Below are 13,213 nucleotides of genomic sequence, written 5' to 3'. Positions count from 1 at the left end.
TGATAAATATTATAGATCTATGAGAGCAAGAATAACCTTATTATTATTCGCCATTCTTTACAGTTTCACTTGTCTGGCACAAACTAATTTTGAAAAACACTTCACGAAGAAAAGTCTCCGGATTGATTTCGCATTGAGTGGAAATTGGGATTTCCAAGCCGCCGCTATACAACAACTCCGGGAAGAACCTGTCTGGGCGGGGCCGGTCAAAAACTTGATCGATCCGTTTGGTTATGGAGGGTATTATATTAATGTATATGATAAAGCCGGTAAAGAGTTGATCTACTCACGAGGATTCAATACGTTATTCGAAGAATGGAGAAGTACGGAGCAAGCGAAGACCGAGACACAATCTTGGACAAATAGCATCTCTATCCCCTATCCGAAAGCTCCTGTCATCATTGAGATTACGGCAAGAGACAAGGCCGACATGCAGTTCCATCCTTTATTGAAACAAGAGATTGATCCGGCCAGTATTTTTATTGACCGGGGGAAACTCAAGGAAAACCGGATCACAAAAATCCAATATAACGGGGATTCCTCCGGGAAAGTAGACCTCGTATTCTTAGCGGAAGGTTATACGGCGGACGAGCAAGAGAAATTTGTAGCTGATGCCAAACGTTTTACGGAGGCATTGTTTAAGACCCCGCCTTATGACACTCGCCGGGAAGATTTCAATGTCTGGGCGGTAGATGCCGTTTCGGAAGAATCGGGAACAGATGTATCCGGTAAAGGTATATTCAAGAATACCGCATTGAATTCCGGTTATTATACGTTTGGGGTAGATCGCTATTTAACCACCCCGGATATGAAGTCTATACGTGACGCCGTATGGAACGCTCCTTGCGACGCAATCTTCATCTTGGTAAACACGGACGCTTACGGTGGTGGCGGTATGTATAATTTTTATGCCATGGGAACCGCCGATAACCCACGTACCCCAGTCGTATTCGTTCACGAGTTCGGACATAGTTTCGCCGGCCTAGCCGATGAATACTTCAGTTCCGAGGTCGCTTATCAAGATTTTTATAATTTGAAGTACGAGCCTTGGGAACCGAACATCACGACCTTGGTTAACTTCGATGCTAAATGGAAAGATCTTCTGCCGGCTAATACACCGGTACCTACCCCATTAGATGACGCTCATAAAGATAAGGCAGGCGTATTCGAGGGAGGCGGTTACATCGCTAAAGGCATTTATCGCCCGATGGATCACTGTATGATGCGTGATTACGCTCCATTCTGTCCAGCTTGTAGCCGGGCGATCTTACAGATGATCGATTACTTCACGGATAAACTGATAAAACATTAAAAAGAAAGAGCGGGTACCCTAATAGCTTTGTTACATCAACTATTAAGATACCCGCTAGCACTAACCTATCAACATTTATTTCATCATCGGAACTTCTATCAAAAGAACTTTAGCGTGCTTCAAGACTTCTATCGTAATGCTTTCGGTTTCCCAGAATCCGGCCCCGTCACGCTTAGACAGGATCGTATTACTTACCTCCACCTCTCCGTCGATCACGAATAAATAAACCCCATTATTTTTACTATGTAGCTTATACTCCTTTACTTGACCGGCATCTAGGTTTCCTAAAGAGAACCAAGCGTCTTGGTTGATCGACGCAGGAGCGCTACCATCCGGAGCGATGATCAAGGACAACTTATTCTTTTCCGAAGTAACCGGACGCACGTCATAACTGGCATAATGAGGCTTGGTATTCTCCTCACGGGGAAATACCCATATTTGCAAGAACTCCAATTGTTCATTACCGCTGTCGTTGAACTCACTATGTACGATACCGGTACCGGCGCTCATCACCTGAATATCTCCCGGCGTAATCACCTCGCTATTCTTTATGCTATCCCCATGGCGTAAATATCCCTTTAACGGGATGGAGATAACCTCCATATTCTTATGTGGATGCATATCGAATCCCTCACCCGGCGCCACGGAATCATCATTCAATACACGTAGCATCCCGAAATGAACCCTTTCCGGATTGTAATAATTAGCAAAACTAAACGTGTGATGTGTTTTCAACCAACCGTGATTCGCATACCCTCTGGATTGAGCCTTATCAACTACAACTCTCATATTTTCCTCCTTTTTAAATCTACATTAATAACAAATCCATAACTATAAATGTTGCGGGACGCATATTTCGAACATTTCATGTAAACATGTGATTCATATATGAACAGAAATCGCTACTTTTGCGCAATTAAAAAAACTCATCCTGTAAATATAAAATCTTATGGCAATCTACTTAAACGATGTATCGAGAACATTTGGTGAGTATTTACTTATTCCCGGTTTAACCACCAAAGAATGTATTCCCGCAAACGTTTCATTGAAAACGCCGCTTGTGAAATTCAAGTCTGGCGAGAAATCCGCTATTGAATTAAATATTCCTTTCGTTTCCGCGATCATGCAATCGGTTTCCGGCCCTAAACTGGCAATCGAGTTGGCTCGCAACGGAGGACTTTCCTTCATCTTCGGCTCGCAACCGATCGAGAGCCAAGCGGATATGGTTCGCAAAGTAAAGAAATTCAAGGCCGGATTCGTTATCAGCGACTCTAACCTTACGCCCGAGAATACCTTGGCCGACGTGCTTGAGCTAGTCCGCCGGACAGAACATTCTACGATTGGTGTGACAGATGACGGTACGCCTAACGGCAAATTGCTAGGTATGGTAACCAGTCGCGATTACCGTGAAGGCAAAGACCCGATCGACATGAAAGTGAAAGATTTCATGACCCCGTTCGCTAAACTAATCGTTGGCGAGCTAGGCATGACCTTGAAAGAGGCGAACCAGATTATCTGGGATCATAAGTTGAATACATTGCCAATCATCGACAAGGATCAGAAGCTTCAATACTTCGTATTCCGCAAGGACTACGATAGCCACCGTGAGAATCCGAAAGAGTTATCCGGCGGAGATAAGAAATTATTAGTAGGTGCCGGTATCAACACCCGCGACTATAAGGAACGTGTTCCGGCATTGGTAGAGGCTGGCGTTGACGTATTGTGTATCGACTCTTCCGACGGCTATTCCGAATGGCAGTACGAGACCTTGCACTGGATCAAGGATACCTACGGAGACAAGGTACTGGTTGGTGCCGGAAACGTGGTTGACCAAGATGGTTTCAACTACTTGGCTGACGCCGGAGCGGATTTCATCAAGGTAGGTATCGGTGGTGGTTCCATCTGTATCACCCGTGAGCAGAAAGGTATCGGTCGCGGACAGGCTACCGCCTTGATCGACGTAGCGAAAGCTCGTGACGAGTATTTCAAGAGACACGGCGTTTATATCCCTATCTGTAGCGATGGTGGCTTGGTACACGATTACCATATGGTATTAGCGTTGGCTATGGGTGCCGACTTCCTGATGATGGGCCGTTATTTCGCCCGCTTCGACGAGTCTCCTACGAAGAAGATGAAAATCGGAAACAACTTCGTGAAGGAGTATTGGGGTGAGGGATCTAACCGTGCGAAGAACTGGCAGCGCTATGACATGGGTGGAAACGAGTCCTTGAAATTCGAGGAAGGCGTGGACAGCTATGTACCGTATGCCGGAAAATTGAAAGATAATTTAAACGTAACATTGGGTAAGATGATCGCTACGATGTGTAGCTGCGGTTCCATCTCTATCCAAGAGTTGCAGCAGCATGCCAAGATCACGCTTGTCTCCTCTACAAGTATCGTTGAGGGTGGCGCTCACGACGTGATCCTGAAAGAGCAGAATTAATTACAATATGTATTCTAGTAGAGGCGTGGCACGCTACGTCTCTACTATTTACACATTCAAATAATTTACCATGAAAAATCTATTACTTACAGTTATCCTTTTGTGTTTTTGTTTGCCATTCGTAAAAGCCGCCGATCAAAAGATGATCTTAATCTCGACCAACGAGACGGACTTGATTTTACAAGTAGCCCCCAACGGACGGCTCTACCAAACTTATCTGGGAAATAAATTAGTGGACGAATCCGAATTTGAGAACCTCTCATGGAATATCCAAGCCGGAACGGATGGCAGCGTATCAACCCGTGGATGGGAAGTGTATCCTTGTTCAGGAGCGGAGGATTATTTCGAACCGGCTTTCGCCATCCAGCACAACGATGGGAACATGACCAGTATATTCAAGTATGTTTCCAGCGAATCCAAGAAACTAGACAATAACGTTACGGAGACAATCATCTCCCTGAAAGACGACGTATACCCAGTGGAGGCTAAATTGCATTATGTAACTTTCGCTAAAGAAAACGTCATCAAGGCTTGGACCGAGATTCGTCATATGGAGAAAAAACCGGTCACGATTACCCAATACGCTTCCAATATGCTTTATTTCGAGAGTCCTCGCTATGTATTGACCGAGTTTAGCGGTGACTGGGCCAAGGAAGTACAGATGAGCAGCCAAGACTTGAAATTCGGGAAAAAGATTATCGATACGAAACTAGGCTCCCGTGCCGCCATGCACGCTTACCCGTTTTTTGAGATTGGGTTAGGTGCCCCGGCCAGCGAGAATACAGGAGATGTTTTAATGGGAACGATCGGTTGGACTGGAAACTACCGCTTTACGTTCGAGGTGGACAACGCCGGTAACCTTCGTGTCATCTCCGGCATCAATCCCTATGCGTCCGCCTATGAATTGAAGCCGAACGAATGGTTCGTCACCCCTGAGTTTATCTTTACGTTGAGTAACCAAGGAACCGGAAAAGCCAGTCGTGATATCCATGATTGGGCACGTAATTACCAGATCAAGGATGGTAAAGGCGATCGCCTTACCCTACTGAACAACTGGGAATCGACCGGTTTCAATTTCAACGAGAAGAAATTGGAGGAACTAATGAAAGAAGCCAAGCATCTAGGTGTAGATATGTTTTTGCTGGATGATGGTTGGTTCGCTAATAAATACCCTCGTCAAAACGATAAGGCCGGATTGGGAGATTGGGAGGTTACCCATGATAAGTTGCCGAACGGCATTCCTCATCTGGTGCAGACCGCTAAAGATGCCGGTGTGAAATTCGGTATCTGGATCGAGCCGGAGATGGTAAACCCCAAGAGCGAACTTTTCGAGAAACACCCGGATTGGGCGATCCATCTACCGAATCGTGAGACTTATTACTACCGCAATCAACTTGTCTTGGACTTAAGTAACCCGAAAGTACAGGATTACGTATTCAGCGTAGTGGATAATATCATGATCGAGAATCCGGATCTGGCTTTCTTCAAATGGGATTGCAACAGCCCGATTACCAATGTCTATTCTCCTTACCTCAAGGAGAAACAGAATCAATTATATATTGATCATGTACGAGGAGTCTATAACGTATTCAAACGGGTAGCCGAAAAATACCCTCACCTACCAATCATGCTTTGTTCCGGAGGTGGAGCCCGCTGTGATTACGAGGCATTGAAATACTTCACGGAATTCTGGTGCAGCGACAACACCGATCCGATCGAGCGTTTGTATATCCAATGGGGATTCTCCCAGTTTTTCCCGGCAAAGGCAATGTGTGCCCACGTGACTAGCTGGAACAAGAATACCTCCGTCAAGTTCCGTACCGACGTGGCCATGATGTGTAAGATGGGCTTCGATATCAGCTTGAAGGAAATGAACGACGACGAGATGAAATACTGCCAAGAAGCGGTTGCCAACTACAAACGTCTAAAGGGCACGATCCTCGACGGCGATCTTTACCGTCTTGTTTCCCCCTACGAGACCAACCATTCATCCGTGATGTACGTGGATAAGGCAAAAAGCAAATCCGTCCTATTCGCTTATGATATCCACCCTCGCTTCGGAGAAAAGACTTTCCCCGTAAAGCTACAAGGATTGGACCCGAATAAGAAATATAAGGTACAAGAGATAAACCTCATGCCGGGCAAGAAATCCGCCTTGGCTACCGACGGAGGAACCTTCAGCGGAGATTTCTTGATGAAAATAGGTCTGAACGTATTCTCTACGGCCCATGCCCGTAGCAAGGTCATAGAGCTGACCGAGGTTCATTAACTGTCAATTGTCAACTATCAACAGTCAGCTAAACATGGACATTATCCACGAAATAACCCCACTATCGGAAAAGGATTGCTTCTACATCGTAGACCGACGTAAGACAGAATTTACCTATCCGATCCATTGCCACTTGGAGTACGAGCTCAATTTCATTGAGCACGCTCCGAGGGTAAGGCGTGTGGTCGGTGATTCCGCGGAAGTGATCGGAGAATACGAGTTAGTATTGATAACCGGGAAAGAACTGGAGCATGTCTGGGAGCAGAACGCATGTAAATCGCCTCTGATCCATGAGATCACGATCCAGTTCTCTCCCAATCTCTTCGGGAATAATATATTGGAGAAAAACCAATTCAACAGTATCCGGAAAATGTTGGAGAAAGCTCAATGCGGCATCAGTTTCCCGATGTCTTCCATCTTGAAGGTTTACCATTTACTGGAAAAACTGGTTTCCGAGGAGCAAAGTTTTTATGCGGTCATCAACTTCTTGACCATCTTGTATGAGCTTTCCATCGAGGAGGACTACAAAGTATTGGCTAGTTCCTCGTTCGCTAAAATAACGGATATACATTCCGAGAGTCGTCGTATCCAAAAAGTACAAAATTACATCAACGAGCGATACCAACAGGATATCCGCCTGAACCTACTGGCTGAACTCGTAGGTATGGCCCCTTCCGCTTTCAGCCGTTTCTTCAAGTTGAGGACCGGGAAGACCCTCTCCGACTATATCACCGATATCCGTATCGGTTACGCCGCCCGCATGCTGGTGGACACGCAACGATCCATCGCGGAGATTTGTTATGACTGCGGCTTCAATAACCTCTCGAACTTCAACCGTATCTTTAAGAAAAAGAAAAACTGCTCTCCCAAAGAGTTCCGGGATAACTACAAAAAGACAAAAATCATTGTATAAGAGACCTTTTTAACAGGGATAAATACATATCCCCCCCTATTTCTATACAAAATCCCCCCTTCTCTTTTCCTTCACACATCTATCTTTGCGACCAGTCACAAAGGCTTTCATGCCTACGGCTACCCCATCGATGTGTTAAAAATACACTCCGGCAAAAAAGTATTATTCTTGGATAAAATAGTATTTGAACGCACTTGGGATCCGACGTAATTTTGCGACAGAAATTAACAATACATATTAACAACAAAAAACAATTGCCTATGAGGAAGGACCGAGAATCTAATGTTTTTAGCAGTTAACCGCTAATGACCCTATTGAGTAAATGAATTTTAGTTTAGCCTTATATGATTTAATGTAAAAAATAATGAATTCAACAATTAAGAAAACGACGCTGTTTTTAGGCGCATGTATGGCCTTCCAGCTAGGTGGCATACCACAAATGTTAGCCGCCCCTAGTACTTCGATGGAAGTCATGCAACAAACAAAAAGAATCACTGGTACCGTGAAAGACGCAACAGGAATGGAAGTCATCGGTGCCAATGTTATCGTAAAGGGAACGACAAACGGAGTGATAACCGATTTGGATGGTAAGTTCAGCTTAGAGGCCGTCCCCGGCTCTATCATAGAGATCTCCTACATCGGTTATATGACCCAAGAGATTCCCGTAACCGCCCAAACATCCGACTTACAGATCACCTTGAAAGAGGACTCACAGAGTTTGGACGAGGTAGTGGTAGTAGGTTATGGTGTACAAAAGAAAAAGTTGGTGACAGGTGCTACCCTTCAAGTAAAGGGAGAGAATATCCAAAAATTAAACACGACAAACCCGCTAGGTGCCTTGCAGAGCCAAAGCCCGGGCGTCAATATCGTAGCGAACTCCGGCCAGCCGGGTAAGAGTTTCGATATCAACATTCGTGGTGCCGGAACGAACGGCAGCACGACTCCGCTATACATTATTGATGGCGTCGAAGGCGACATCAATTCCTTAAGTCCCGCCGATATCGAGAGCTTAGACGTATTGAAAGATGCCGCTTCCGCCGCGATCTACGGTTCACGTGCGGCCAACGGTGTTGTATTGATCACGACAAAGCAGGGTAAACAGGGAAAATTACAGGTTAGTTACGACGGCTATGTAGGTTTCCAGAACGTATATAAGATGCCGGACTTGCTGAATGCAAAGGAATACATGGCAGTCATGGACCAACTGAACTTCAACACGGGTAACCAACCTTACACGTGGACGAATTACATGTCACAAGAACAGTACAACCGTTACATGAGCGGCGAGGATGAGGGTACCAACTGGCTTGACGCAATCCGCAACAAGAACGCCATCACTACCAGCCACTCCCTAAACTTGGCCGGTGGTACGGAACGCTCCAAATTCTCCACGGGTGTATCCTACACGAAACAGGAAGGTACGCTAGGCAAGCCGGTCGCTTCCGACTACCAACGTTTCACGGTTCGCATGAACTCTGAACATATTTTGTGGAAAGAGGGTGACTTGGATATCATCACATTCGGCGAGAACCTGTACTATAATCATAATGAATCTTCCGGTATCTCCGAGGGTAATCAATACGGTAACGACATCTCTTGGATGTTACGTGCCAACCCGCTGGTTCCTATCTATAACGAGAACGGGGATTACTATATGTATGACGACTTGAACAAGGCCGGTTGGTTCAACTACAACTCTTATACGAGTAACCCGATCGCCGCAATGGTCAACTCCTCCCGTGGAAACAACAAGAGCAAAAACTACGGATTAACTATGGTTGGCTACTTGAAGGTACAACCAATCAAGGGACTCGTCTATAAAGGACAGGTCAGCTACAAACAGAACTCCAGTTCTTACCGTGGCTACAGTCCGGCTTATAAACTAACCTCTACCGATCAAAAACTAACCAATGAGGTTACCCAGAACATGACGACTGGTTGGGACTGGCAGATCGAGAATACGCTTAGCTACACCTTCAACATCGAGAAACACAACTTCGATGTATTAGTCGGTCAATCCTTCAAGAAGAGCGGTTTCGGTATGGGCGAGTATCTGGAGGCAACGGCGAACGACCTTCTGTTCTCCGACTGGGACCGGGCTTATATCAGCAATAGCATGGCTTCGCAACCGACCTCAGCCAAAGGATATCCGACAGGGGATAACGCCTTAGCGTCATTCTTCGGACGTATCAACTATAACTTCAACGAGAAATACATGGCTAGCGTGATCTTACGTACGGATGGTTCCTCGAACTTCGCCCGTGGTAAACGCTGGGGTACGTTCCCTTCCGTATCGGCTGGTTGGGTCGTGAGCAATGAAGATTTCATGGAAAACACGCACGACTGGATGGACTTCTTGAAGATCCGTGCCAGCTGGGGTCAGAACGGTAACTGTAATATCGATAACTTCCAATATTTCTCGACCGTAGCGTTCGACCACCTCGGACAATATTCCTTCGGCAACAACAAGGGTACGGCCACGCAAGGCGGTTATGCCAGCATCATGCCGAACGAGGACGTGACATGGGAGACTTCCGAGCAGCTAGACCTTGGTCTAGATGCCCGTTTCCTAAGCGGCCGATTGAGTTTGAACTTCGATTGGTACAACAAGAAAACCAAGGACCTGTTGATCGTTGCCCCGATCCTAGACTCTTACGGAACGAACGCTCCCTATATCAACGGCGGTACCGTGGAAAATAAAGGTGTCGAGATCGGCTTAGGCTGGAACGACCAAAAGGGCGACTGGACGTATGGCGTGAACCTAAACCTTGCCCATAACAAGAACGAGGTTACGCAGATCAACAACAAAGACGGTTACATCCTAGGTCCGGACAAGGTACTGGCCGAGAACACACGTCCTGTATCCCGTATGGAAGTAGGACACCCGATCGGTTATTTCTGGGCCTATAAAACGGAAGGTGTCATGCAAAACGCCGCCGACGTGCAGGCTTATCTGGATAAGAACTGTAAAGGCAACGCAGCCAACTTCCTGCAAGGTAGCTCCATCCAACCGGGCGACTTGAAATTCGTAGACGTGAATGGCGACGGCGTGATCAACGAGGACGACAAGACCGAAGTCGGCAACCCGCACCCGGATATCACGATGGGTCTAAGCTTCAACGTTGGTTACAAAGGATTCGATTTAGCGGTAACCACCTATGGGGCCTTCGGACAACAAAATATGCGCTCTTATCGTAAGTTTACCGACGGCAACGTGGAGAATTACACCTCCGAGGTATTTGAGTACTGGCACGGTGAGGGAACCTCCAATCGTTATCCTCGTCTGGTTCCGGGTAACACAGGTGTCAACTTCCAACAGATATCCGATATCTTCGTGGAAGACGCCAGCTATTTCCGCATCCAGAACGTTACTTTGGGCTACGACTTCAAGAACCTATGGAAGAACTGCCCACTGCCGCAATTACGTCTGTACGTAAGCGCCCAGAACCTCTTCACCTTCACGGGATACAAGGGTATGGACCCCGAAATCGGTACGAACGATAGTTATCGCGAGGACAATCCTTGGGCAAGAGGTATCGACTTAGGTTCTTATCCTTCACCCAGAACTTATATGGTAGGTGTTAACATTAAATTTTAAGAGAAAAGCAACATGAAAAAGTTAATATATGCAATATGTATGGGCGCTGCCGTAGCCTTCTCCAGTTGTGAGGACATGCTCGACACGACCAATTACACAGAGAAGACAACCGCTACATTCCCGGAGTCGTACGACGATGCCCAGCAGATGATAGCAGGCGTTTACGCCAGCATGGCATCCGTTTGCGCCAACCCCGAGAGATCGTTCCTTTATTACGCCCAACTAGCCAGCGATGACGCGCTAGGCGGGGGCGGCTCGAACGACAAGCTGATGCAGGCCATGGACCTGCTCTGCAACTATCAGTCCGACATGACCCGCCAGTTCTGGAAAGACCGTTATGCCGGCGTATTCCGTGCCAACAGCGCCATAGAGACCTTGGATAACTGTCCGGACTTTCCTTCCACGGAAGCACGTAACCAATTGATGGGCGAGGCTCTCTTCATACGTGCCTATTTCTACTACGAGCTAGCCTCGATGTACAATCGTGTACCCCTAATCACTACATCCCAGACAAGCGACGTGCCACAGGCAAGCCCCGCCGAGATCTGGGGACAGATCTTGCTAGACCTTAAGACAGCCGCCGACATCATGCCCGCATGGCGTGGAGGTACGTCATCCCTTGAGGCAGGACACGTCGACAAGTACACCGCCGAGGCCATGTTAGGCCGTGCTTGGTTGTTCTACACCGGCATGTACGGGAATGGCGAAGATATAGCCGCCTTGACCAGCGCCACTTACAACCCGCTGACCTCCGTCACCTTGGCCGACGGCTCTACCCTAACGAAGGATCAAGTGATCTCTTATATCGATGATTGCGTGAACAATTCCGGATATTCCTTAGCATCCGACTTCCGTAGCCTTTGGGCTTACACGAACCGTTGCACGGTGAACGATTTCGAATACACCGCCGGAAAAGGATTGAAATGGGTAGAGGATGATAACGCCGTCAACCCGGAATCTATGTTCGCCATCAAGTTCAATAAGCTGGCCAGTTGGAATACTACCATCGCTTTCGCCAATGGTTACGCGCTTCATTTCGGTCTTCGCGGAGATCAAGACGTAGCAAATACCTTCCCCTTCGGACAAGGTTGGGGAGCCGGGCCTGTAGCACCGAATTTCGTGAACGATTGGGCAAGCGCAGAACCAAAGGACATGCGTCGCGACGCTTCCGTATATCGTACGGACAAATTACCCGCTTATAACAAAGGCGGTTGGGCGGACTTCGTACAGGAAACGGACTACTATGCCATGAAATGGTCTCCTGTCGCATGCAAGACATCCAATGACGAGAGTGGCTACTTCAAGACCTTCGAGAACGAGATGTACGGAATCGATGGCTGGACGCAAGGTGCGAATAACCAAGCCTTGGACAACATCCACGACTTGGTATTGATCCGCTTCGCTGACGTTCTCTTGATGCAATCCGAGCTCAAGGGAGATGCCACCGGTATGAATAAGGTGCGGGAGCGTGCCGGCCTTCCGGCTATCGGCTACTCGCTCCAAGCTCTGCAAAACGAGCGCCGTTGGGAATTAGCTTTGGAGGGTACCCGTTGGAACGACATCCGCCGCTGGCACATTGCCGCCGCTGCCTTGCAGAAACAGATAGGTACGCCTATCTACATCGCAGGTAATCCAGCCACGAACAAGGCGCAAAATGGTGGTTACGCCTCCCGCTACAACACCTCCGCCGGTTTCATGAAGATACCTGAGAGCCAGATCTCACTCTCCAGTGAACTCCAGCAGAACGAAGGTTGGGGAGCGGACGCCGAGTACAATGGCTGGGCTAATTAATAACCTTTTAATTCAGAATATACAATCATGATAAAGAATATATATTATATAGTAATGGCATTGATCGCAGGAATGATGGTTTCCTGCGACCCAATCACAGAAAGTGATCCGGGCATGTCCGCCAACTTAACCGAGGCGGATCTGCAAGCCCGTGTAGCGCTTACGCAAACGACGGTCGGACAAAACAAGTTCACCTTCTCCACCAATCCCACACTGACGGTACAGGTATTGGATCAAGACGGGGCCATCCTAGCCACCGGAACCGAGGGTTCCATCATCGGCACTCCTCCCCTCACGAGCTTGACCGTCCGGGTTATGAACCAAGACGGCTCCATCACCTCTTTCTCTAACGATGTGACGATCTCCGAGTATGTGGATGTGCCTTCTATTTATGAAGGATTATTCGGACCGGAGTATAATTCTGTAACTTGGGTTTGGGATACAGATGCCAGCAACGGCCTTTGGGGAAATGGTGCTTATATGGAAAGCACAGGTCCGGAATGGTGGCAAGTTCAAGCCACAGACATCGACCAACAATGTACTGAGAAAGGATATGCCAAAGATGGGTTAGAAGGTTGGATGACTTTTACCTTGGCTGGCAAGAAAGTAGAAACCAGCCGCGGTCAATCCGGAACAATCGCATGGGACTTATCCGCTGTAGCCAAAGAAGGTTGGGATCAAGGTACATTAACGTTCACCGGAACCATTCCTTTATTAGGACTGGTGAAAATGGGAGACACTGATGATACCTTCGCTCCTCAATATGAATATCACATCTTGGAAGCGGATGGTGAGCATCTTAAACTAGCGGCTCCGAAACCCGGCGCAGGTGATTGGGGAGAGGCTTGGTTCTGGAATTTTAAAACAAGAAAATAAAGAAAATATAT

The 13,213-nt window shown here is 47.3% G+C and carries 8 protein-coding genes; 7 read left to right on the top strand and 1 reads right to left on the bottom strand.

Annotated features, from left to right (window positions below; all coding sequences use genetic code 11):
- The first annotated feature begins 19 nt into the window (after positions 1 to 19).
- Complete coding sequence (locus tag NBH16_RS07905; RefSeq protein ID WP_250788345.1) at positions 20 to 1,312, top strand: M64 family metallopeptidase; 1,293 nt, start codon at positions 20 to 22, stop codon at positions 1,310 to 1,312.
- A gap of 75 nt (positions 1,313 to 1,387) precedes the next feature.
- On the opposite strand, the gene NBH16_RS07900 is transcribed toward NBH16_RS07905, so the two are convergent.
- Positions 1,388 to 2,101 (bottom strand): pirin family protein, encoded by a 714-nt coding sequence (locus tag NBH16_RS07900; RefSeq protein ID WP_008774439.1) that lies wholly within the window; start codon positions 2,099 to 2,101, stop codon positions 1,388 to 1,390.
- Positions 2,102 to 2,261: 160 nt separating this feature from the next.
- Here NBH16_RS07900 and NBH16_RS07895 point away from each other — a divergent pair, with 160 nt between their 5' ends.
- The 6 genes from NBH16_RS07895 to NBH16_RS07870 all read left to right on the top strand — a co-directional run bounded on the left by NBH16_RS07895 (position 2,262) and on the right by NBH16_RS07870 (position 13,202).
- Complete coding sequence (locus NBH16_RS07895; RefSeq protein ID WP_005855263.1) at positions 2,262 to 3,755, top strand: IMP dehydrogenase; 1,494 nt, start codon at positions 2,262 to 2,264, stop codon at positions 3,753 to 3,755.
- 70 nt (positions 3,756 to 3,825) lie between these two features.
- Positions 3,826 to 6,024, top strand: coding sequence for an alpha-galactosidase (locus NBH16_RS07890; protein ID WP_250788343.1), 2,199 nt, complete (start codon positions 3,826 to 3,828; stop codon positions 6,022 to 6,024).
- 34 nt (positions 6,025 to 6,058) lie between these two features.
- Positions 6,059 to 6,937 (top strand): AraC family transcriptional regulator, encoded by an 879-nt coding sequence (locus NBH16_RS07885; RefSeq protein ID WP_250788341.1) that lies wholly within the window; start codon positions 6,059 to 6,061, stop codon positions 6,935 to 6,937.
- Positions 6,938 to 7,301: 364 nt separating this feature from the next.
- Positions 7,302 to 10,535: a SusC/RagA family TonB-linked outer membrane protein gene (locus tag NBH16_RS07880; RefSeq protein WP_250788340.1), complete on the top strand. Its 3,234-nt coding sequence runs from the start codon at positions 7,302 to 7,304 to the stop codon at positions 10,533 to 10,535.
- 12 nt (positions 10,536 to 10,547) lie between these two features.
- Complete coding sequence (locus NBH16_RS07875) at positions 10,548 to 12,326, top strand: RagB/SusD family nutrient uptake outer membrane protein (protein WP_250788338.1); 1,779 nt, start codon at positions 10,548 to 10,550, stop codon at positions 12,324 to 12,326.
- Between the two features lie 27 nt (positions 12,327 to 12,353).
- Complete coding sequence (locus tag NBH16_RS07870) at positions 12,354 to 13,202, top strand: hypothetical protein (RefSeq protein ID WP_250788336.1); 849 nt, start codon at positions 12,354 to 12,356, stop codon at positions 13,200 to 13,202.
- Positions 13,203 to 13,213 lie beyond the last annotated feature (11 nt).

It is taken from the genome of Parabacteroides sp. Y3-G-102, from assembly GCF_023656845.1.
Classification (GTDB): domain Bacteria; phylum Bacteroidota; class Bacteroidia; order Bacteroidales; family Tannerellaceae; genus Parabacteroides; species Parabacteroides distasonis.
This window is presented reverse-complemented; position numbering and strand designations above follow the sequence as displayed.